This window comes from Streptomyces sp. Root1304 (genome assembly GCF_001426405.1).
In the GTDB taxonomy this organism is placed as follows: Bacteria; Actinomycetota; Actinomycetes; order Streptomycetales; family Streptomycetaceae; genus Streptomyces.
Genome location: NZ_LMEP01000026.1, coordinates 123,868 through 145,208, shown reverse-complemented (window position 1 = coordinate 145,208; position 21,341 = coordinate 123,868). Strand labels below are relative to the sequence as shown.

Annotated in this window: 21 protein-coding genes; all 21 read right to left on the bottom strand. The window is 69.6% G+C overall.

The features are described 5' to 3' along the window. Nucleotides 1-24: 24 nt before the first annotated feature. The 21 genes from ASD33_RS29920 to thrC all read right to left on the bottom strand — a co-directional run bounded on the left by ASD33_RS29920 (nt 25) and on the right by thrC (nt 21,341). A complete protein-coding gene (locus ASD33_RS29920; protein WP_030321101.1) occupies nt 25-471 on the bottom strand; it encodes a DUF2550 domain-containing protein in 447 nt (148 codons plus the stop codon). 142 nt (nt 472-613) lie between these two features. Then, nucleotides 614-988 (bottom strand): F0F1 ATP synthase subunit epsilon, encoded by a 375-nt coding sequence (locus tag ASD33_RS29915; RefSeq protein WP_053648591.1) that lies wholly within the window; start codon nt 986-988, stop codon nt 614-616. A 113-nt stretch (nt 989-1,101) separates the two neighbouring features. After that, nucleotides 1,102-2,544, bottom strand: coding sequence for a F0F1 ATP synthase subunit beta (gene atpD, locus ASD33_RS29910; RefSeq protein WP_030321098.1), 1,443 nt, complete (start codon nt 2,542-2,544; stop codon nt 1,102-1,104). Beyond that, complete coding sequence (locus tag ASD33_RS29905) at nt 2,544-3,461, bottom strand: F0F1 ATP synthase subunit gamma (RefSeq protein ID WP_056567518.1); 918 nt, start codon at nt 3,459-3,461, stop codon at nt 2,544-2,546. Before ASD33_RS29905 ends, atpD begins: the two co-directional genes overlap by 1 nt. A 20-nt stretch (nt 3,462-3,481) precedes the next feature. After that, nucleotides 3,482-5,080: a F0F1 ATP synthase subunit alpha gene (gene atpA / locus ASD33_RS29900; protein ID WP_056567515.1), complete on the bottom strand. Its 1,599-nt coding sequence runs from the start codon at nt 5,078-5,080 to the stop codon at nt 3,482-3,484. Between the two features lie 149 nt (nt 5,081-5,229). After that, on the bottom strand, nt 5,230-6,045 hold the full coding sequence (locus ASD33_RS29895) for a F0F1 ATP synthase subunit delta (RefSeq protein WP_056567512.1): 816 nt from the start codon (nt 6,043-6,045) through the stop codon (nt 5,230-5,232). Further along, a complete protein-coding gene (locus ASD33_RS29890) occupies nt 6,042-6,587 on the bottom strand; it encodes a F0F1 ATP synthase subunit B (protein WP_056567509.1) in 546 nt (181 codons plus the stop codon). The genes ASD33_RS29895 and ASD33_RS29890 overlap by 4 nt, the downstream gene beginning before the upstream one ends. Nucleotides 6,588-6,628: 41 nt before the next feature. After that, nucleotides 6,629-6,895, bottom strand: a complete 267-nt coding sequence (gene atpE, locus ASD33_RS29885) for an ATP synthase F0 subunit C (RefSeq protein ID WP_024761915.1) — start codon at nt 6,893-6,895, stop codon at nt 6,629-6,631. A gap of 91 nt (nt 6,896-6,986) precedes the next feature. Further along, a complete protein-coding gene (atpB, locus tag ASD33_RS29880) occupies nt 6,987-7,796 on the bottom strand; it encodes a F0F1 ATP synthase subunit A (RefSeq protein ID WP_056567507.1) in 810 nt (269 codons plus the stop codon). Nucleotides 7,797-8,018: 222 nt separating this feature from the next. Next, entirely contained in the window at nt 8,019-8,432 is a 414-nt protein-coding gene (locus ASD33_RS29875; RefSeq protein WP_056567504.1) for a hypothetical protein, read from the bottom strand. Nucleotides 8,433-8,696: 264 nt separating this feature from the next. Next, a complete protein-coding gene (locus tag ASD33_RS29870; RefSeq protein WP_056567502.1) occupies nt 8,697-10,013 on the bottom strand; it encodes an MraY family glycosyltransferase in 1,317 nt (438 codons plus the stop codon). 118 nt (nt 10,014-10,131) lie between these two features. Then, nucleotides 10,132-11,379 carry a serine hydroxymethyltransferase gene (gene glyA / locus ASD33_RS29865; protein WP_056567498.1) on the bottom strand — a complete coding sequence of 416 codons (1,248 nt, stop codon included), beginning with the start codon at nt 11,377-11,379 and terminating at the stop codon, nt 10,132-10,134. Between the two features lie 70 nt (nt 11,380-11,449). Then, entirely contained in the window at nt 11,450-12,097 is a 648-nt protein-coding gene (locus ASD33_RS29860) for a protein-tyrosine-phosphatase (protein ID WP_056567495.1), read from the bottom strand. Continuing rightward, nucleotides 12,094-12,741 carry an L-threonylcarbamoyladenylate synthase gene (locus tag ASD33_RS29855; protein WP_056567492.1) on the bottom strand — a complete coding sequence of 216 codons (648 nt, stop codon included), beginning with the start codon at nt 12,739-12,741 and terminating at the stop codon, nt 12,094-12,096. The genes ASD33_RS29860 and ASD33_RS29855 overlap by 4 nt, the downstream gene beginning before the upstream one ends. Before the next feature lie 58 nt (nt 12,742-12,799). Next, the gene (prmC, locus tag ASD33_RS29850; RefSeq protein ID WP_056567488.1) at nt 12,800-13,645 is read right to left on the bottom strand and encodes a peptide chain release factor N(5)-glutamine methyltransferase; all 846 of its coding nucleotides are present in this window, start codon (nt 13,643-13,645) and stop codon (nt 12,800-12,802) included. 46 nt (nt 13,646-13,691) lie between these two features. Beyond that, a complete protein-coding gene (gene prfA / locus ASD33_RS29845; protein WP_056567485.1) occupies nt 13,692-14,768 on the bottom strand; it encodes a peptide chain release factor 1 in 1,077 nt (358 codons plus the stop codon). Nucleotides 14,769-14,865: 97 nt separating this feature from the next. Next, a complete protein-coding gene (gene rpmE, locus ASD33_RS29840) occupies nt 14,866-15,087 on the bottom strand; it encodes a 50S ribosomal protein L31 (RefSeq protein ID WP_015036196.1) in 222 nt (73 codons plus the stop codon). 158 nt (nt 15,088-15,245) lie between these two features. Further along, the gene (locus ASD33_RS29835; protein ID WP_056567483.1) at nt 15,246-16,343 is read right to left on the bottom strand and encodes an LCP family protein; all 1,098 of its coding nucleotides are present in this window, start codon (nt 16,341-16,343) and stop codon (nt 15,246-15,248) included. A gap of 205 nt (nt 16,344-16,548) precedes the next feature. After that, a complete protein-coding gene (rho, locus tag ASD33_RS29830) occupies nt 16,549-18,645 on the bottom strand; it encodes a transcription termination factor Rho (RefSeq protein ID WP_277922105.1) in 2,097 nt (698 codons plus the stop codon). Between the two features lie 423 nt (nt 18,646-19,068). Further along, nucleotides 19,069-19,986 carry a homoserine kinase gene (thrB, locus tag ASD33_RS29825; protein WP_056567479.1) on the bottom strand — a complete coding sequence of 306 codons (918 nt, stop codon included), beginning with the start codon at nt 19,984-19,986 and terminating at the stop codon, nt 19,069-19,071. A 284-nt stretch (nt 19,987-20,270) separates the two neighbouring features. Beyond that, on the bottom strand, nt 20,271-21,341 hold the full coding sequence (gene thrC, locus ASD33_RS29820) for a threonine synthase (protein ID WP_056567476.1): 1,071 nt from the start codon (nt 21,339-21,341) through the stop codon (nt 20,271-20,273).

Here is a 21,341-nt window from a genome sequence, read left to right as displayed (position 1 = left end):
ACCCCCATTCAACGGGCGGGGAATTCAAGCAACATTTACCCGTTGCCCGGGAGGCGCCGCCTCCAGCCAGGCCATGAAACCCGTCCGGGCGTCCTCGCTCATCGCGAGCTCCAGACGGACGCCCTCGTACATACAGGGCTGGATCACCATCTCGGACAGGAGCGCCAGCTCCTCCTCGCCCTCCGGCATCCGGCGCTCCAGCGCCACGATGGAGGAGCGCTCCAGGGTGCGGCGGGGGCGGGGCGCGTACGAGAAGACACGGAACCAGGCGATCTCGTCACCGCTGTAGCGGGCGACGCCGTACACCCAGCCCTTGCCGCTCGGATCCGGCTCGTCCGGGACGTTCCAGTGCAGCGAGCAGTCGAAGGTGCCGCCGGCGCGCTGGATCAGCCTCCGGCGCAGACCGAAGACGAAGAGCCCGATCACCACCAGTGCGACGACCAGGCCGCACACGAGCAGAGCGAGGAACATCTTCACCGACCTCCTCGCTGCGTCCCGTAGCCGGCACCGCCGGCAGAACCGAATACAACCTGCATCTGCATCGCCTCAGCCGCGGCACGGTCTGGAAAATTCCAGCCGTGCCGCGGCTGAGGGCACTACTCTGCGCGGACCGTCAGCGGACCGCTACCGCGCGCAGCCGTACATCGGCGCGCCGCTCGGCGGCGGCGTCCGAATCCGACTTCGCACGCTCCAGCGCGCGCTCGGCGCGCTGGGCGTCGATCTCGTCCGCCAGCTCGCAGACCTCCGCGAGCAGAGACAGCTTGTCGTCGGCGAACGAGATGAATCCACCGTGGACGGCGGCGACGACAGTCGCGCCCTCACTGGTACGGATGGTCACCGGGCCCGACTCCAGCACACCGAGCAGCGGCTGGTGGCCGGGCATGACGCCGATGTCGCCGGAGGTGGTACGCGCGATGACCAGGGTGGCCTCGCCGGACCAGACACTCCGGTCCGCGGCGACCAGCTCGACGTGCAGCTCAGCAGCCAAGGGTGGCTCCTCGGGTCACCACCCGGCGGTCGTGCCGGGTGTTGGGGTCAATTCTAAGGGGCGTGGTGAGGGGGGCGGGACCGAATCCCGCCCCCCTCGGGAGAGCACGGGGCTCAGGAGACGCCGAGCTCCTTGGCGTTGGCCTTGAGGTCCTCGATGCCACCGCACATGAAGAACGCCTGCTCGGGGAAGTGGTCGTACTCACCGTCGCAGATCGCGTTGAACGCGGCGATCGACTCGTCGAGCGGAACGTCCGAACCGTCCACGCCGGTGAACTGCTTCGCCGCGTGGGTGTTCTGGGACAGGAAGCGCTCGACACGGCGGGCGCGGTGGACAACGAGCTTGTCCTCCTCGCTCAGCTCGTCGATACCGAGGATCGCGATGATGTCCTGGAGGTCCTTGTACTTCTGCAGGATTCCCTTGACGCGCGTGGCGGCGTCGTAGTGGTCCTGCGCGATGTAGCGCGGGTCCAGGATCCGGGACGTGGAGTCCAGCGGGTCCACGGCCGGGTAGATGCCCTTCTCGGAGATCGGACGGGAGAGAACCGTCGTCGCGTCGAGGTGGGCGAAGGTGGTGGCCGGAGCCGGGTCGGTCAGGTCGTCCGCGGGGACGTAGATCGCCTGCATCGAGGTGATCGAGTGACCACGGGTCGAGGTGATGCGCTCCTGGAGGAGACCCATCTCGTCGGCCAGGTTCGGCTGGTAACCCACCGCGGAGGGCATACGGCCGAGCAGGGTCGACACCTCGGAACCGGCCTGGGTGAAGCGGAAGATGTTGTCGATGAAGAACAGCACGTCCTGCTTCTGCACATCGCGGAAGTACTCCGCCATGGTCAGACCGGCGAGGGCCACGCGGAGACGGGTGCCCGGGGGCTCGTCCATCTGGCCGAAGACCAGCGCGGTCTTGTCCAGAACGCCGGCCTCCTCCATCTCCACCATGAGGTCGTTGCCCTCACGGGTGCGCTCGCCGACGCCCGCGAAGACCGAGACACCGTCGTGCAGCTTGGCCACACGGACGATCATTTCCTGGATCAGAACGGTCTTGCCGACACCGGCACCACCGAACAGACCGATCTTTCCACCCTTGACGTACGGGGTGAGAAGGTCGACGACCTTCAGGCCGGTCTCGAACATCTCGGTCTTGGACTCGAGCTGGTCGAAGGCCGGGGCCTTGCGGTGGATGGTCCAGCGCGGCGCGTCGGCCACGGTGGACTCGTCCGCGTTCAGCACCTGACCCAGCGTGTTGAACACACGGCCCTTGGTGACGTCACCGACGGGCACCGTGATGCCCGTGCCGGTGTCGGTCACCGGGGCCTGGCGGACCAGGCCGTCGGTGGGCTGCATCGAGATGGTGCGGACCACGCCGTCACCGAGGTGCTGGGCGACCTCGAGGGTCAGCGTCTTGGTCGCGCCCTCCTCGGCCGGGTCCGGAACCTGGACGTTCAGCGCGTTGTAGATCTCCGGCATCGCGTCGACGGGGAACTCCACGTCGACGACCGGGCCGATGACCCGGGCGACGCGGCCCGTGGCGGCGGCCGTCTCAACAGTGGTCGTCATTACTTGTCACTCCCCGCGGTCGCGTCGGCCAGGGCTGCGGTGCCACCGACGATCTCGCTGATTTCCTGGGTGATTTCGGCCTGGCGGGCCGCGTTGGCAAGTCGGGAGAGGTTGTTGATCAAGTCTCCCGCGTTGTCGGTCGCCGACTTCATCGCGCGTCGCGTGGCGGCGTGCTTGGAAGCAGCCGACTGGAGCAGCGCGTTGTAGATCCGGCTCTCGACGTACCGGGGCAGCAGGGCGTCGAGGACGTCCTCCGCCGACGGCTCGAAGTCGTACAGCGGACGAAGCGTGTCCGAGTCGCCCGCCTCCTTCGCCACCTCGTCGAGGCTGAGGGGCAGCAGCCGGGCCTCGACCGCCGTCTGCGTCATCATCGAGACGAACTCGGTGTAGACGATGTGGAGCTCGTCCACACCACCCTCCGCCGTGTCCTTCTCGATCGCCTCGATCAGCGGAGCCGCGATCGTCTTGGCGTCGCCGTACGACGGCTGGTCCGTGAACCCGGTCCACGTGCCGGCCAGCTTCCGCTCGCGGAAGTTGTAGTGCGCGATGCCACGACGGCCGACGACGTAGACGGCGACCTCACGGCCCTCGCCCTCAAGCTTCGCCGTCAGCTTCTCCGCCGCCTTGATGGCGTTGGAGTTGAAGGCACCGGCCAGACCGCGGTCGCTCGAGAGGAGCAGGACCGCGGCGCGGACCGGGTTCTCCGCCTCGGTGGTCAGCGGGTGCTTGTCGTTCGCACCCGTGGCCACCGCCGTGACCGCGCGCGTCAGCTCGGTCGCGTACGGCGTGGAAGCCTGCACCTTGCGCTGCGCCTTGACGACACGCGAGGCGGCGATCATCTCCATCGCCTTGGTGATCTTCTTCGTCGCGGTGACGGATTTGATGCGACGCTTGTAGACCCGGAGCTGCGCTCCCATGAGTCAGGTCCCTTCCGTCGTCACTTCGAGACGTTGACGGCGGCAGGAGCGTCCTCGCCCAGCAGCTTGCCGTCAGAGGTCTCGAACTGCTTCTTGAACTCCGCGATGGCGTCGCCCACGGCCTGCAGGGTGTCGTCGGACATCTTGCCGCCCTCACGGATGGAGGTCATGAGACCGGAGTGGCTCTGGCGCAGGTACGCCAGGAGCTCGGCCTCGAAGCGGCGGATGTCGGCGACCGGAACGTCGTCCATCTTGCCGGTGGTGCCGGCCCAGACGGAGACGACCTGGTTCTCGGTGGGCATCGGCTGGTACTGAGCCTGCTTGAGCAGCTCGACCATGCGCTGTCCACGCTCCAGCTGCGCCTTGGAGGCGGCGTCCAGGTCGGAACCGAAGGCGGCGAACGCCTCCAGCTCACGGAACTGGGCCAGGTCCACGCGGAGGCGGCCGGAGATCTGCTTCATCGCCTTGTGCTGGGCGGAGCCACCGACACGCGAGACCGAGATACCGACGTTCAGGGCCGGACGCTGGCCGGCGTTGAACAGGTCGGACTCCAGGAAGCACTGGCCGTCGGTGATGGAGATGACGTTGGTCGGGATGAACGCCGACACGTCGTTCGCCTTGGTCTCGACGATCGGAAGACCGGTCATCGAACCGGCACCCAGCTCGTCCGAGAGCTTCGCGCAGCGCTCGAGGAGACGCGAGTGCAGGTAGAAGACGTCACCCGGGTAGGCCTCACGGCCCGGCGGGCGGCGCAGCAGCAGCGACACGGCGCGGTAGGCGTCGGCCTGCTTCGACAGGTCGTCGAAGACGATCAGGACGTGCTTGCCCTGGTACATCCAGTGCTGACCGATGGCGGAACCGGTGTACGGCGCCAGGTACTTGAAGCCGGCCGGGTCGGACGCCGGGGCGGCGACGATCGTCGTGTACTCGAGCGCACCGGCCTCTTCCAGGGCGCCGCGAACGGACGCGATGGTCGAGCCCTTCTGGCCGACGGCGACGTAGATGCAGCGGACCTGCTTGTTCACGTCGCCCGAGCGCCAGTTGTCGCGCTGGTTGATGATCGTGTCGACACACAGAGCGGTCTTGCCGGTCTGACGGTCACCGATGATCAGCTGACGCTGACCGCGGCCGACCGGCGTCATGGCGTCGACGGCCTTGTAGCCGGTCTCCATCGGCTCGTGCACCGACTTACGGGCCATCACGCCCGGGGCCTGCAGCTCGAGGGCGCGGCGGCCCTCGGTCGCGATCTCGCCGAGACCGTCGATCGGGTTGCCGAGCGGGTCGACGACGCGACCCAGGTAACCCTCGCCGACACCGACGGAGAGGACCTCACCGGTGCGCTGCACCGGCTGTCCCTCCTCGATGCCGCTGAACTCGCCGAGGACGATGGCACCGATCTCGCGCTCTTCGAGGTTCAGCGCGAGACCCAGGGTCCCGTCCTCGAACTTCAGCAGCTCGTTCGCCATGGCCGAGGGAAGACCCTCGATCTTCGCGATACCGTCACCGGCCAGGCTGACCGTGCCGACCTCCTCGCGCGAGGCCGCGTCCGGCTGGTACGACTGGACGAAGTTCTCCAGTGCGTCCCGGATCTCCTCCGGCCGGATCGTGAGCTCCGCCATCTGGGTTCCCTGCTCTCCTTGTTGGGCCCGAAGTTTCTTAAGGGGTCTGGGGGCCGACCCCCAGGAATCTTCTGCAATCTCTGCACGGCCCAACCGGGCCGCTGGTGATGCTGTGTAGCTGTGATGCCTCGTGCTGCTGGTGACGGTCGTCAGCCGGCCAGTCGGCGGGTCGCCTCGTCGAGGCGCTCCGCGATCGAGCCGTTGATGACCTCGTCGCCGACCTGCACCGTGATCCCGCCGAGGACCGAGGGGTCCACGTCCAGGTTGAGGTGCATCTCGCGGCCGTACAGCTTCGCGAGTACGGCTCCGAGGCGCTGCTTCTGCACGTCCGACAGCGGCACCGCCGTGGTGACGACGGCGACCATCCGGTTCCGGCGCGCCGCGGCGAGCTTGGAGAGGGACTCGAGTCCCGCTTCCAGGCTACGTCCCCGGGGCTGGGTCACCAGACGGACGACCAGGCGCTCGGTGGTGCGGTGGGCCTTGCCGCCGAGCAGGCTGCGGAGCAGCTCGCCCTTGGCGGTGGCCGTGGCGGCCTTGTCCGTCAGCGCCGAGCGGAGCTCGGGGCTGGAGGACACGATCCGACCGAACCGGAACAGCTCGTCCTCGACGTCGTCGAGCGAGCCCGCCTTCTGCGCCGCGGTGAGGTCGGCGGTGTTCGCCAGTTCCTCGGCCGCGTCGACCAGGTCGCGCGAACGCGACCAGCGGGAACGCACCATGCCGGAGACCAGGTCGACGGCTTCGCCGCCCACCTGACCGCTCAGGAGTCGCTGCGCGAGCTCGGCCTTGGCCTCACCCGACTGCGCGGGGTCGGTCAGGACCCGGCGCAGCGACACCTCGCGGTCGAACAGCGCGGTGACTGCGGCCAGCTCGTCCGCGAGCTTCGTCGCGTCGACCGAGGTGTTGTCGGTCAGCGCGTCGAGGGACTCACGTCCGGCGGCCAGTGCCTCGCGGCTCGCTCCGTTCATCGGACGGCCTCGGCCTTCTCCTCGAGCTCGTCGAGGAAGCGGTCGATCGTCCGGCTCTGGCGGGCGGAGTCCTCGAGGGACTCGCCGACCAGCTTGCCGGCCAGGTCGGTCGCGAGCTTGCCCACGTCCTGACGCAGCGACGCGGACGCGGCCTTGCGGTCGGCCTCGATCTGCGTGTGGCCGGCCGCGATGATCTCCTCGCGCTGGCGCTGGCCTTCCGCCTTCATCTCCTGGATGATCGCGGTGCCCTGCTCCGTCGCCTCCTGGCGAAGACGCGCGGCCTCGTGGCGGGCCTCGGCGAGCTGGGCCTTGTACTGCTCCAGCACACTCTGAGCCTCGATCTGGGCCGACTCGGCCTTCTCGATGCCACCCTCGATGGCCTCGCGGCGCTGCTCCAGAACCTTGTTGATGTTCGGGAGGAGCTTCTTGGCGAGGAAGCCGAAGACGATGACGAAGGCGATCAGGCCGATGACGAGCTCGTCGAGATGCGGGATCAGAGGAGGCTGGGGCTCCTCCGCTGCCGCAAGAAGCAGAGCGTTCACATCAGTGCCTTCCGTAAAAAGAATCGGGCAGTCGGTCCGGCTTACTGGTAGACGAAGCCCATGACGATGCCGATGAGGGCGAGCGCCTCACAGAAGGCGAAGCCCATGATCTGGTTGGTGCGGATCAGACCGGCGGCCTCGGGCTGGCGGGCGAGGGCCTGCGTACCGTTACCGAAGATGATGCCGACGCCGACGCCGGGGCCGATCGCGGCAAGGCCGTAACCGATCGAGGCGACGTTGCCGACGACGTTGGTCTTGGCGCTGCCACCTTCGGCGGCGAGGTTGATCATGTCGAGAGCAGCGGACATGCCGTTACTTCCTTCTCTTTCAATGACCCGATGGGGGTTGGCCACCGGACGACTGATGGATTCGGGGGTGGAGCTACGGGGCCGGTACGGCTCAGTGGTGCTCGGCGAGCGCGCCCTGGACGTAGCTGCAGGCCAGGAGGACGAAGACGTACGCCTGGACAGCCTGGATGAAGAGCTCGAAGGCCGTCATCACGAGGACCATCACGAACGAGGCGCCGGCGTAGACGAAGCCCAGGCCGTTCATGAGGTACCAGGTGGCCAGCGAGAACATCACGATCAGCAGGTGACCGGCGAACATGTTCGCGAACAGTCGCACCGCGTGCGTGAAGGGCCGGATGAGCAGGTTCGAGAAGAACTCGAGGACCATGACCATCGGAAGGATCGCGCCGAGCGACTTGTCGTAGCCGACGATGTTCTTCCAGCCGCCGACGAAGCCGTGCTTCTTGAAGGTCAGCGAGACCCAGAGGACGTACACGATCAGCGCGAGACCGGCCGGGAAGGCGATCAGGGAGGTGACCGGGAACTGGGCGAGCGGGATGATCGACCAGAGGTTGAGCATCCACACGAAGAAGAACAGCGACACCATCAGCGGGACGTACTTCTCGCCGTCCTTCTTGCCGATGATCTCGTAGACGATGCCGCGGCGCACGAAGTCGTAACCGGCCTCGCCGACCATCTGCATCTTGCCGGGGATCAGCTTGGGCTTGTTGAAGGCGGCCCAGAAGAACCCGACGACCACGATCGAACCCAGGACCGCCAGCAGCATCGGCTTGGTGAAGTCGACACCGCCCACGGTGAACATGGGCTCGTACATGAACGTGTGCAGGCCCGGCGCCGGGAAGCCGCATCCACTGAAGATGTGGCAATCCGGGTCGAAGGCAAGCGTCTGGTCAGCACTCACCGCGGGCTCCTTCAGCGTGGCGCATAGGTACGGCAACCTCGTTGTGTCGGCGCGGCACGCAGCCGCGGGTCGGCACTGGACTGGTCTTACGGATAAGGGGGCGGCGGTTCGGCATCGAGCCTCGCGCTGGGACAGGCGTCTCGGATGCCCGCGCCCGCAGTGCCGCAGTTGGCACCGGACGATAGCAGGAAGCCGAACGCGGCTTTATCCCGGCCCTACCCTTCACGACTTCGACCCCGTGTTTCCGGGGTCGATGTACGTGATCTTGGCCTTCATGTAGGCCCGGGCCTGTGCGGCGACCCACACCACGGTCGTCGCGAGCAGCGTGAAGGCGAAGGCCTTGAAGTCGAACAGCGTCGTGTTCTTGAGCAAGGCCAGGAAGATGAAGAGCACCAGCAACTGGGCCGTGTAGAGCATGAGCCCCATGGCCTGGAAGAGGTGCGGAAGCGACTTCGCCGTCCGCTGCAGGACCACCTGCCCGATCCCCATGAAGAGGATCACGACCAGGGTGCCGACAACGGCACCGACAGCTCCCTTGCCGCCCGCGATCACACCGCTGATGACCGTGGCGAGAACGCCGACGGCAGCGGTGGGAACAGCGGTGTGCAAGAGGATGCGTGCGTCGTTGGACGGCATGGCGGTGTCTCCGCAGTGATGGAGGGGGCGATGGTGTCGTCATGGACGAGCGTAAGCCCGGTCCGAGGTGGGTCTCGGGGCCAACGGACCGTCGCACTACGGTCTTTCGGCACTGTCGCCGGGTCTCGTGAACCGTATCACAAACTATTTGAATAGGTCTTTACCCATAAGGTGTGCCAACCGTCACACATGAGAGTTACCCCGCGCGTGTGTGCACGACAGGGCGGCGCCTTGTCTGGTAATGGCCGCGAATGCGACCATTCGTCAACTTGGCGTTCCGGCCTTCCTCCGGTCGGTGAAGCGCGCGCGGTTGCCGATGGCCGTGGACCCATGGAGCCCGGCCGGCACCGGAACGCGTTCCTCCGCGGCCTCGGACGGCTCCGGAGCGGCCTCCGCCACGACGGGGGCGGGGGTGCGGCGGCGGTAGCGGGGCGGCACCACGGACTGCGCCCAGCGGGGGGCGCGCGGGGTGAAGCGCGGCAGCAGGAGCAGCACCAGGCCGATCGCGCTCAGCGCGACCACGCACAGCACGATCCACATCGACGCCGAGTGCACCGAGTACGCCAGCGTCCCGAAGGCGATCAGCGCCGACCAGAAGTACATGATCAGAACCGCGCGGCTGTGCGAGTGGCCGATCTCCAGGAGCCGGTGGTGCAGGTGCCCGCGGTCGGCCGCGAACGGCGACTGGCCCTTCCACGTGCGGCGCACGATCGCCAGGACCAGGTCCGCCATCGGGATCGCGATGATCGTCAGCGGCAGCACCAGCGGGATGAAGACCGGCAGGGCGGCGTGGGTGGCCTGTCGGGTCGAGCCCTCGAAGATCTTCAGCGCGTCCGGGTCGACCTGGCCCGTGATCGAGATCGCGGAGGCGGCCAGGATCAGACCGATCAGCATCGAGCCGGAGTCGCCCATGAAGATCCGCGCCGGGTGCATGTTGTGCGGCAGGAAGCCCAGGCACATGCCCATGAGGATCACGGTGAACAGCGTCGCGGGGGCGGCGGCCTCGATCGTGTACCCGTACCAGAGGCGGTACGCGTACAGGAAGAAGGCGGCGGCGGCGATGCAGACCATGCCGGCGGCGAGACCGTCGAGACCGTCGACGAAGTTGACCGCGTTGATGGTCACGACGACCAGCGCCACGGTCAGGAGGGTGCCCTGGCCGGGGGTCAGCGAGACGACGCCGACGCCGGGGATCGGCAGCCACAGGATCGTCAGACCCTGGGCGACCATCACGCCCGCCGAGATCATCTGGGCGCCCAGCTTGATCAGCGCGTCCAGCTCGAACTTGTCGTCCAGGACGCCGATCAGCCAGATCAGGGCGGCACCGGAGAGCAGCGCGCGCGGCTCGTTGGAGAGCTCGAAGACGCTGTTCAGGTTCTGCAGGTGGTCGGCGACGAGGAGTCCCGCGCACAGCCCGAAGAACATGGCGATGCCACCGAGCCGCGGTGTCGGTTCTCGGTGTACGTCTCGGGCACGGATCTCCGGCATCGCCCCGGTCGCGATGGCGAACTTCCGCACCGGACCGGTGAGCAGATAGGTCACCGCGGCCGTGACACAGAGCGTCAGCAGGTAATCACGCACGGGCTGCCCCACAGGAATCGCTGGCCATCTCAGCCCCACACCCTAGCCGTGCCGTCCATGTGCTTGGAGACACGCGGGTGGTCCGAACGGTTGCACAGCGACTTTCCCCGGTCCTCCCTCAGCGCCCATACGGGGGAAAACGCCCGGTCAGCGCCCGTACCTCCGCCCGCACCCTGGCGGTCTCCACGGGATCGTCGCGCAGCGCGGCGGTGAACAGCGCGGCGATCCTGGCCATCTCCGGGGCTCCCATGCCCTGCGTCGTCACCGCGGCCGTGCCCAGCCGGATGCCGCGCCCCTCCCCGTACGGAAGGGCGCAGGTGTCGAGCACCACGCCGGCGGCGGCGAGCCGGGCGCGGGCGGTGCGGCCGTCGATGCCGAGCGGGGCGGGGTCGGCGGTGATGAGGTGGGTGTCGGTGCCGCCGGTCGTCAGCGCGAAGCCCTCGGCGGCGAGGGCGGCGGCGAGGACCCGGGCGTGCTCGACCACGTGATGGGCGTACGCGGTGAACGCCGGGGTGGACGCCTCGCCGAACGCCACCGCCTTCGCGGCGATGGTGTGCATCTGGGCGCCGCCCTGGGTGAACGGGAACACCGCGCGGTCGATCCGCCCCGCGAGCTCCTCGCCGCACAGGATCAGTCCGCCGCGCGGGCCGCGCAGCACCTTGTGGGTGGTCGCGCAGACGACGTCGGCGTACGGGACGGGGTTCGGGGCCGCTCCCCCGGCGACGAGTCCGATGGGGTGGGCCGCGTCCGCGATCAGATAGGCGCCGACCTCGTCGGCGATCTCGCGGAAGAGGGCGTAGTCGAGGTGGCGGGGGTACGAGATGGAGCCGCAGACGATCGCCTTGGGGCGATGGTGCCGGGCGAGGGCCGCGACCTGCTCGTAGTCGACGAGCCCGGTCTCGGCGTCGACGCCGTACGGGACGAAGTCGAACCAGCGGCCGGAGAAGTTGGCGGGCGAACCGTGGGTGAGGTGCCCGCCGTGTTCGAGCCCCATGGCGAGAACCGTGTCACCGGGCCTGAGAAGGGCCGCGTACGCCGCCAGGACGGCCGAGGAGCCCGAGTGGGCCTGGACGTTCGCGTGGTCGGCTCCGAAGAGCGCGGTGGCCCGTTCCACGGCGATCCGCTCGGCGGCGTCGACGTACTCGCAGCCGCCGTGGTGCCGGGCGCCGGGATAGCCCTCGGCGTACTTGTTGGCGAGGGGGGAACCGAGGGCGGCGAGGACGGCGGGCGAGGTGAAGTTCTCGGCGGCGATCAGCTGCAGGCTGTCGGCCTGCCGGCGCACCTCGCCGAGCAGCACGTCGGCGATCTGGGGATCCTGCCGACGCAGGACGTCGAGTTCCTCTTCGGGGGGAGCGGTGACCGGCATGGCTGACTCCGGGCGTGGAGGGATGTCAGCACCAATGTAGGCAGCGACGCCCCCGCCCGCCCGGCGAGCGTCAGTCCCGCGCGGAGACACCCGTCAGCGCCGTGACCACCGGATCCAGCGCCTGGTTGATTTCGTCGCCGATCGAGCGGAAGAACGTGATCGGGGCGCCGTACGGGTCGTTGACCTCGTCCGCGTCCACCGAGGGGGCCAGGAGCCACCCGCGTAGAGCCGCTGCCGCGCGGACCAGGGCACGCGCGCGTTCCACCATGCCCTCGTCGCGGGCGTCCGGGAGGGTGGCCGGGTCGATCGCGCGGACCAGGCGGGTGAACTCCTTCAGGGTGAAGGTGCGCAGACCCGCCGAGTGGCCCATGGAGATGACCTGCGCCCGGTGGTCGCGGGTCGCGGTCAGGACGAGGTCCGCGCGGATGACGTGCTCGTCGAGGAGCTCGCGCCCCACGAAGCCGCTGTAGTCCGCGCCGAAGTCGGCGAGGACCAGTTCGGCGTTGGCCTCCATGGGGGCGCCCTCGTGGCCCCAGGTGCCGGCGCTCTCCACGATCAGGCCGCCGCCCAGAGGGTCGCCGAGCCGGTCGCACAGGGCATGGCGGGTCAGCCGCTCGGTGATCGGCGAGCGGCAGACGTTGCCGGTGCTGACGTGGAGGATGCGGAAGGTGCTGCTGTCGTCGAACCCCGCTATGCCACGCCCCTCAGGGGCGGTCAATGTGCCACCTCGAGGTCGGGTACGACCTTCCGGAGCTCCTCCGGCGACAGTGCTCCCTCGCGCAGCAGCACCGGGACCTTGCCCGTGACGTCGACGATGGACGAGGGGACGATCCCGGGCGTGGGGCCGCCGTCGAGGTAGACGGAGACGGAGTCGCCGAGCATCCCCTGGGCCGCGTCGCAGTCCTCCGGCGACGGGTGTCCCGTGAGGTTCGCCGAGGAGACGGCCATCGGGCCGACCTCGGTGAGCAGCTCGATCGCGACGGGGTGCAGCGGCATGCGGATGGCGACGGTGCCCCGGGTGTCGCCGAGGTCCCACTGCAGGGACGGCTGGTGCCGGGCGACGAGGGTGAGCGCGCCGGGCCAGAAGGCGTCGACGAGCTCCCAGGCCTGCTCGGAGAAGTCCGTGACGAGGCCGTGGAGGGTGTTCGGGGAGCCGATGAGCACGGGCGTGGGCATGTTGCGGCCCCGGCCCTTGGCGGCCAGCAGGTCCGCGACGGCCTCGCTGCTGAAGGCGTCCGCGCCGATCCCGTACACGGTGTCGGTGGGCAGCACGACCAGCTCGCCCCGGCGGACGGCGGACGCGGCTTCGCGCAGGCCGGTCACACGGTCGGTCGCCTCGTTGCAGTCGTATCGCCGTGCCATCAGTTCCCGGCCTCCTCGTTCGCGTGGTGCGCCATGGCGTTCATGGCGGTCGTGCTGGTCATGGCATGGCCTTGCGGGCGGTCGCGAAGCGCGGCCGGTTGTTCAGGTCCGGGTGGTCGGCGGCGTCGGCCCAGCCGGCCTCTTCGTTGAAGATCCACGGCACCTGCCCGCCCTGGGTGTCGGCGTGCTCGATGACGACGAGGCCGCCGGGGCGGAGCAGCCGGTGGGCGGTGCGCTCGATGCCGCGGATGGTGTCGAGGCCGTCCTCGCCGGAGAAGAGGGCCATCTCCGGGTCGTGGTCGCGGGCCTCGGGTGCCACGTACTCCCATTCGGTGAGCGGGATGTACGGCGGGTTGGAGATGACCAGGTCGACCTGGCCGTCCAGCTCGGGGAGCGCGCGGAGCGCGTCGCCCTGGTGGACGGCGACGCGGGAGCCCTCGGCGTTCTTCCGGGTCCACACGAGGGCGTCGTCGGAGAGTTCGACGGCGTGCACGCGCGAGCGCGGGACCTCCTGGGCCATGGCCAGGGCGATGGCCCCGGAGCCGGTGCAGAGGTCGACGATGAGGGGTTCGACGACGTCCATGGCGCGTACGGCGTCTATGGCCCAGCCGACGACCGACTCGGTCTCCGGCCGGGGCACGAAGACCCCGGGTCCGACCTGGAGCTCCAGGTAGCGGAAGAACGCCCGCCCGGTGATGTGCTGGAGCGGTTCGCGGGCCTCGCGGCGGGCGACGGTCTCCCAGTAGCGGGCGTCGAAGTCGGCGTCCTTGACGTTGTGCAGCTCCCCCCGCTTGACGCCGTGCACGAACGCGGCGAGCTCCTCCGCGTCGAAACGCGGTGAGGGAACGCCGGCGTCGGCCAGCCGCTGGGTGGCCTGGGCCACCTCGGCAAGCAGCAGGTTCACGCTGGTCCTCCGTGGTGCGGGGTGGGGCTTACGGAAGTGACGCCACTTACGCCGCGGCGAGCTTGGCGGCCGAGTCGGCGTCGACGCAGGCCTGGATCATGGGGTCGAGCTCACCGTCGAGCACCTGGTCCAGGTTGTACGCCTTGAAACCGACGCGGTGGTCGGAGATGCGGTTCTCCGGGAAGTTGTACGTGCGGATCTTCTCGGAGCGGTCGACCGTACGGACCTGGCTGCGGCGCGCGTCGGCGGCCTTGGACTCGGCCTCCTCCTGCGCGGCGGCGAGCAGCCGCGAGCGCAGGATGCGCATGGCCTGCTCCTTGTTCTGGAGCTGGCTCTTCTCGTTCTGGCAGGAGGCGACGATGCCGGTCGGCAGGTGGGTGATGCGGACCGCGGAGTCGGTGGTGTTGACCGACTGGCCGCCGGGGCCGGACGAGCGGTAGACGTCGATGCGCAGGTCGTTGGCGTGGACCTCGACCTCGACCTCCTCGGCCTCGGGCGTGACGAGCACGCCGGCGGCGGAGGTGTGGATGCGGCCGGCGGACTCGGTCGCGGGCACGCGCTGCACGCGGTGCACGCCGCCCTCGTACTTGAGGCGGGCCCAGACGCCCTGACCGGGCTCGGTGGCGCCGTTGCCGCCCTTGGTCTTCACGGCGACCTGGACGTCCTTGTAGCCGCCCAGCTCGGACTCGGTGGCGTCGATGATCTCGGTCTTCCAGCCGACGCGCTCGGCGTACCGGAGGTACATGCGGAGCAGGTCGCCGGCGAAGAGGGCGGACTCGTCGCCGCCCGCGCCCGCCTTGATCTCCAGGATGACGTCCTTGTCGTCGCTCGGGTCGCGCGGGACGAGGAGCAGACGGAGCTTCTCGGTGAGCTCCTCCCGGTCCTTCTCCAGCTGCTTGACCTCGGCGGCGAAGTCGGGGTCGTCGTGCGCGAACTCGCGGGCGGTCTCGATGTCGTCACCGGTCTGCTTCCAGGACCGGTAGGTGGCGACGATCGGGGTCAGCTCGGCGTAGCGCTTGTTGAGCTTGCGCGCGTTCGCCTGATCGGCGTGGACCGAAGGGTCCGCGAGCTTCGTCTCCAGATCGGCGTGCTCGCCGACCAGTTCCTCGACCGCCTCGAACATCGGGGGCTCCTGGGTTTTTCGTCAGTTGCTACGGGGACGGCAAAGCGCCGGTCCCGGCCACCCGCGCGGGGCGACCGAGGACCGGCGCAGGGGCTCGCTACTTGGCGGAGCCGGCGGCCTTGCCGAAGCGGGCCTCGAAGCGGGCGACGCGGCCGCCGGTGTCGAGGATCTTCTGCTTGCCCGTGTAGAACGGGTGGCACTCGGAGCAGACCTCGGCACGGATGGTGCCCTCGGTCAGCGTGCTCCGGGTGGTGAACGACGCGCCACAGGTGCAGCTGACCTGGGTCTCGACGTACTCGGGGTGAATCTCGCGCTTCAAGGTGTCTCCTAGTTTCGGGAGGGCTCCGGGTCGCTTCCGCGGGTTGCGGCGAACGTGAACCGGGGCCGACGTACCAGTCTGCCAGGACCGGCCGTATCTCCCAAAACCGGGGTCGGGCCGGAACTATTCCTGGGCCGTTCAGGACGGCGGTCGCGGTGCTACTTCACGACGCCGTCGGCCTTGCCGGTGGCCGCGTCCCTGGTGGCCGCCGCGGGGATCGGGAGGTCCTTCTTCAGGGCCGCCCAGACCTGCTGGGACTGGGCTTCGAGCGGGACGACGCGGTTGGGGTCCCGGGGGTCGTACTCGACGGGCATGGTGACCATGTGGACGTTCTGGGCGCCGATGCCGGAGAGCCCCTTCGCGAAGCCCATCAGCTCCTGGACGGAGTCGAGTTCGGAGTCCGGGGTGATGGCCTTGGTGGCGGCGTCGGCGAGGCCGTACAGCTTGGTCGGGTCGCTGAAGACGCCGACGCTCTTGACCTGGTCGATGAAGGCCTTCATGAAGGCCTGCTGGAGCTGGATGCGGCCGAGGTCGCTGCCGTCGCCGACGCTCTTGCGGGTGCGGACGAGGCCGAGGGACCGTTCGCCGTCGAGGGTGTGGGTGCCCGGTTCGAGGTCGAGGTGGCTCTTGCTGTCCTTGATGGCGGCGGTGGTGGTGATCTCCACCCCGCCGAGTTCGTCGATGAGCTTCTTGAAGCCGGTGAAGTCGACCTCGATGTAGTGGTCCATACGGATGCCGGACATCGACTCGACGGTCTTGACGGCGCAGGCGGGGCCGCCGACCTCGTACGCGGTGTTGAACATGGCGCGCCGCTCGCCGGCGACGGCGGCGCCCTGCCCGTCGACGCAGGAGGGCCGGTCGATGAGGGTGTCGCGGGGTATGGAGACCACGCTCGCCTTCTTGTGGCCCTCGTAGACGTGGACGACCATCGCGGTGTCGGAGCGGGCGCCGCCCTCGTCCTTGCCGTAGGCGCCGTTGTCGCCGGAGCGGGAGTCGGAGCCGAGGACGAGGATGTCGACGGAGTCGTTGTCGACGTCGTCGGGGCGGTCGGCGCCCAGCTGGGCGTTGATGTCGACGCCCTGGATGTTGCCGTCGAGCTTGAGGTACACGTACCCCGCTCCGGCGCCGCCGAGGACGAGCACGGCGGCGGCCGCCGACAGCAGGATCGTCGTCCTGCGGCGTCGCGCGGCGGGCGGCTTGCGGCGGCGGCCGCTTCCCGCGCCGCCTATTCGGCCGCTCTTGTTCTGCTCGGTCATCGTCTTCCCTCGGGCCCTCGGTTCACCATGTGTGACGGCGAAGCACCCGAAAGGGTTGCATATGGACCTGTGAGGTTTCGGTGAGCTCGGGCGGAAACAGCACTGCGCCCACCGTGCGGGGCACGGTGGGCGCAGTGGTTTACGCAGGTCACGACGGGGTTACGGGCGCGGGGCCCGCGTCTCGTCGTGTGACGCAGCTCTCGCGTCAGTCGTCGTTCTTGCCGCCCGGCGTCGTCTTCTGGATCTGCAGCAGGAACTCGCCGTTCGACTTCGTCTGCTTCATCTTGTCGAGCAGCAGCTCGATCGCCTGCTGCTGGTCGAGCGCGTGGAGCACGCGACGCAGCTTCCAGGTGACGGCCAGCTCGTCGGCGCCGAGCAGGATCTCCTCCTTGCGGGTGCCGGACGCGTCGACGTCCACCGCCGGGAAGATGCGCTTGTCGGCGAGCTTCCGGTCGAGCTTGAGCTCCATGTTGCCGGTGCCCTTGAACTCCTCGAAGATCACCTCGTCCATGCGCGAACCGGTGTCCACCAGCGCGGTCGCGAGGATGGTCAGCGAGCCGCCGTCCTCGATGTTGCGCGCGGCACCGAAGAAGCGCTTCGGCGGGTAGAGCGCGGTCGAGTCGACACCACCGGACAGGATGCGGCCGGAGGCCGGCGCCGCGAGGTTGTACGCGCGGCCCAGGCGGGTGATCGAGTCGAGCAGGACGACCACGTCGTGACCCAGCTCCACGAGACGCTTGGCGCGCTCGATGGCCAGCTCGGCGACGGTGGTGTGGTCCTCGGCCGGACGGTCGAAGGTCGAGGAGATGACCTCGCCCTTGACCGACCGCTGCATGTCGGTGACCTCTTCCGGACGCTCGTCGACCAGGACGACCATCAGGTGGCACTCGGGGTTGTTGTGCGTGATCGCGTTGGCGATGGCCTGCATGATCATGGTCTTGCCGGTCTTCGGCGGGGCCACGATCAGACCGCGCTGGCCCTTGCCGATCGGCGACACGAGGTCGATGATCCGCGTGGTCAGCACGCCCGGGTCGGTCTCCAGGCGGAGCCGGTCCTGCGGGTAGAGCGGGGTCAGCTTGTTGAACTCCGGACGACCGCGGCCGGAGTCGGCCGCCATGCCGTTCGCCGAGTCCAGGCGGACCAGCGCGTTGAACTTCTCGCGGCGCTCGCCCTCCTTCGGCTGACGCACGGCGCCGGTGACGTGGTCACCCTTGCGCAGACCGTTCTTGCGGACCTGGGCGAGGGAGACGTACACGTCGTTCGGACCGGGCAGGTAGCCGGAGGTCCGGATGAACGCGTAGTTGTCGAGGATGTCGAGGATGCCCGCGACGGGGATCAGGACGTCGTCGTCCGCGACCTGCGGCTCGCCGGCCTGGAAGTCGTCACGGCCACGACGGCCGCGGCGGTCGCGGTAACGGCCCCGACGGCCGCGACGGCCGCCCTCGGCGTCGTCGTAGTCGTCCTGCGGACCGGCCTGCTGGCCGCCGCCCTGCTGGCCCTGGCCCTGGCTCTGCTGACCCTGGCCCTGGCCGCCCTGTCGCTGGCGCTGGCCGCCCTGGCCACCGCCCTGCTGCTCGTCGCCCTTGCCGCGGTCGCGCTGACGGTCACGGCGCTCACGGCGCTCGCCGCGCTCCCCGCGCTCGCCCCGCTCGCCGCGGTCACGGCGGCCTCGGCCCTCGGCGCCGTCGACGGCGGCCTCGGCCTTGGCGTCGGCCTGCGTGTCGGTCTTCGCCTCGGTACGGGCCTCGGTCTTCACGACCTGCGCGGCCTCGGCCTTGGCCTCGCCCTCCGGCGAACCGGCGGGGGCGGTGGCACGGCGACGACGACGCTCGCCGGCCGGCTGGTCCTCGGTGGGGGCCCCTCCCTGGTCGAGCGAAGTCGAGACCTTGGGGGACGGCTGGCCGGGGATGTCGATCTGCTGCGGGGCGACGGCCTTCTCGGCCGCCTTCTCCGCCTTGGGCGTGGCGGCCTCGGCCGCGGTCTCGCCCGTACGCGCCTTGGCGGTGGCCCGGCGCTTCGGCTTGGTGTCGGCGGCGGCGTCGGCGGTCTTGGCGGGCGCGGCGGAGCCTCCGGCCTGCGCCTCCTTGATGACCTCGATCAGCTGGCTCTTGCGCATCCGCGCGGTGCCCCTGATGCCGAGGCCGGACGCGACCTGCTGCAGCTCGGCCAGGACCATGCCGTCGAGGCCGGTGCCGGAGCGGCGGCGCCGTGCGGTGCCGCCGGTGGCAGCACCTTCGGCGGGCGCGGGGGTGTCGACACTGCTGTCGGCAGTCACGCCCATCAGATCGGTGGTGTCGCTCACGAAGGGTCCTTCCCTGGAGCGGACGTCGGCCATCTGGCTCGGCGACCGGTTGTGCTGTCCGGCAGCGGTCCCGTGTTCGGTGGACCGTGTCCGGGGCGGTGGTCCCGCCGGGTGCGGCGGAAGAGAGAAAACGTGCTGTGGGTCCGGCCCGAGCGCCCCCTGCTCGGCCCTCACGCGGAGAAGAGCGAGGGGTGTCGTGCCGGTTCCGGAGCGTGCTCGAAACTGCTCAGGCAGGCTGCTCAGGCAGTTGGGGAGGCTCCCGGAAGAATCGGTGGTCCCTGATGGGGACACTCAGCACCGCGCCACAAAGGCGCCGGGTGCTGACTTGAGGTTAACACTACCGGCTCCGACAAACATTCCCCCTCTCCCTCACCGGCAATCTCCTGTCCCGGACGCTGCCCGGCGTCCGGTCCGCCGCGCGCCCTAGGGCGCCAGCGGCAGGACGCTCGCTCCGGACGCGTCGAGGTCGAGCCGGTTCGCGGCCCAGCCCTCGCCCGCGAGGCGGGCGACCTTGTCGGCCGTCCCGTGTTCGGCCAGCGCGAGGACCGTGGGGCCCGCGCCGGAGATGACCGCGGGGACGCCGTCCGCGCGCAGCCGGTTGACCAGGGCGAGGCTCTCGGGCATCGCGGGGGCCCGGTACTCCTGGTGCAGCCGGTCCTCGGTGGCCGAGAGCAGCAGCTCGGGGCGGCGGGTCAGGGCCTCGACGAGGAGGGCGGCGCGGCCGGCGTTGGCGGCGGCGTCCACGTGCGGGACGGTGCGCGGCAGGAGTCCGCGGGCGGTCTCGGTGAGGACGGGCTTGCCGGGGACGAAGACCACCGGAACGATGGAGTCCGAGGGGTCCATCCTGATCGCCCGCGCGGCGCCGGACTCGGTCCAGGCGAGCGTGAATCCGCCGAGCAGACAGGCGGCGACGTTGTCGGGGTGGCCCTCGATCTCGGTGGCCAGCTCCAGGAGGGCGGCCTCGTCGAGACGGGCGTCCCCGCCTATGGTCACGGCGCGGGCGGCGACGATGCCCGCGCAGATGGCGGCGGAGGAGGAGCCGAGGCCGCGGCCGTGCGGGATGCGGTTGGCGCAGACGACCTCGAGACCGCGCGGCTGTCCGCCGAGCAGGTCGAAGGCGGTGCGCAGGGAGCGTACGAGCAGGTGGCTCTCGTCGCGCGGGAGCGTCTCGGCACCCTCGCCGGCGATGTCGACGTGCAGCCCGGAGTCGGCGACACGGACGACGACGTCGTCGTAGAGGCCCAGCGACAGTCCGAAGGCGTCGAAGCCCGGACCGAGGTTGGCGCTGGTGGCGGGGACGCGCACCCGTACGGCGGCGGCGCGGAACGCTGGACCGGCCATCGCTCGATGACTCTCCTTGATTGCGACAACGGTGTTTCTGTACAGCGGGTGTTGCTGAGGAAGTGCTCAGGGAACCCGGGGGCCGTTTCGGCCACGGGGGCGACAACGGCAACGACACCGCGCATATGCGTCGGGGCGGGTTCGGTACAGCCTATCGAAGGAAGGTTCTGCCGCGACATAGGGCGCACAGGAGGCGCACGATGCGTGTCGCGAGCCAACCTGTGCGCCTATGTACGTTCCTGATCGGGTTTCGATCAGCGGTTTCGCCCCGGAGGGGGGTGGGATCAGGCCAGACCGAGGCGTTCGGCGGCGGTGGCCGCGTCCACCGGGACGGTGACCGGCTGCGGCGCGCCGGCGACGGCCCAGTCGGGGTCCTTGAGCCCGTTGCCCGTGACGGTGCAGACGATCGTCTGGCCGGGATCCACCTTGCCCTGCTCGGCGGCCTTCAGCAGACCGGCGACCGAGGCGGCCGAGGCGGGCTCGACGAAGACGCCCTCCTGCGCGGCCAACAGGCGGTAGGCGCGCAGGATCTCACGGTCCGTCACCTCGTCGATGAAGCCGCCCGACTCGTCGCGCGCGGCGATCGCGTAGTCCCACGAGGCCGGGTTGCCGATGCGGATCGCGGTGGCGATCGTCGACGGGTCCTTGACGACCTCGCCGCGCACGAGCGGCGCGGAGCCGGAGGCCTGGAAGCCCCACATGCGCGGGCGGTGGGTGGCGAGGCCGTCGGCGGCGTACTCGCGGTACCCCTTCCAGTACGCCGTGATGTTGCCGGCGTTGCCCACGGGCAGGACGTGGATGTCGGGCGCGTCGCCCAGCATGTCCACGATCTCGAAGGCGGCGGTCTTCTGGCCCTCGATGCGGACCGGGTTGACCGAATTGACCAGCGCCACCGGGTAGTTCTCGGAGAGGCTGCGGGCCAGGGTCAGGCAGTCGTCGAAGTTGCCGTCGACCTGGAGGATCTTCGCGCCGTGCACGAGGGCCTGGCCCATCTTGCCGAGCGCGATCTTGCCCTGCGGCACGAGGACGGCCGACACCATCCCGGCCCGTACCGCGTAGGCCGCGGCGGAGGCGGAGGTGTTGCCGGTGGAGGCGCAGATGACGGCCTGCGCGCCCTCCTCCTTGGCCCGGGTGATGGCCATGGTCATGCCGCGGTCCTTGAAGGAGCCGGTGGGGTTGGCGCCCTCGACCTTGAGGTGCACCTCGCAGCCCGTGCGCTCGGAGAGGACCTGAGCGGGTACGAGCGGCGTGCCGCCCTCACGGAGCGTGACGACCGGCGTCGTGTCCGTGACCGGAAGGCGGTCCCGGTACTCCTCGATGATGCCGCGCCACTGGTGGGTGCCCTTGTGGGTCAT

Bases quoted from the DNA above. Each gene is read 5' to 3' on its own strand.
- ASD33_RS29920 (WP_030321101.1), bottom strand. From the start codon at position 471: ATGTTCCTCGCTCTGCTCGTGTGCGGCCTGGTCGTCGCACTGGTGGTG.
- atpA (WP_056567515.1), bottom strand. From the start codon at position 5,080: ATGGCGGAGCTCACGATCCGGCCGGAGGAGATCCGGGACGCACTGGAG.
- atpE (WP_024761915.1), bottom strand. From the start codon at position 6,895: ATGTCCGCTGCTCTCGACATGATCAACCTCGCCGCCGAAGGTGGCAGC.
- atpD (WP_030321098.1), bottom strand. From the start codon at position 2,544: ATGACGACCACTGTTGAGACGGCCGCCGCCACGGGCCGCGTCGCCCGG.
- thrB (WP_056567479.1), bottom strand. From the start codon at position 19,986: ATGGCCGGTCCAGCGTTCCGCGCCGCCGCCGTACGGGTGCGCGTCCCC.
- ASD33_RS29835 (WP_056567483.1), bottom strand. From the start codon at position 16,343: ATGACCGAGCAGAACAAGAGCGGCCGAATAGGCGGCGCGGGAAGCGGC.
- ASD33_RS29905 (WP_056567518.1), bottom strand. From the start codon at position 3,461: ATGGGAGCGCAGCTCCGGGTCTACAAGCGTCGCATCAAATCCGTCACC.
- ASD33_RS29895 (WP_056567512.1), bottom strand. From the start codon at position 6,045: ATGAACGGAGCGAGCCGCGAGGCACTGGCCGCCGGACGTGAGTCCCTC.
- thrC (WP_056567476.1), bottom strand. From the start codon at position 21,341: ATGACCCACAAGGGCACCCACCAGTGGCGCGGCATCATCGAGGAGTAC.
- prfA (WP_056567485.1), bottom strand. From the start codon at position 14,768: ATGTTCGAGGCGGTCGAGGAACTGGTCGGCGAGCACGCCGATCTGGAG.
- glyA (WP_056567498.1), bottom strand. From the start codon at position 11,379: ATGCCGGTCACCGCTCCCCCCGAAGAGGAACTCGACGTCCTGCGTCGG.
- ASD33_RS29875 (WP_056567504.1), bottom strand. From the start codon at position 8,432: ATGCCGTCCAACGACGCACGCATCCTCTTGCACACCGCTGTTCCCACC.
- ASD33_RS29855 (WP_056567492.1), bottom strand. From the start codon at position 12,741: ATGGCACGGCGATACGACTGCAACGAGGCGACCGACCGTGTGACCGGC.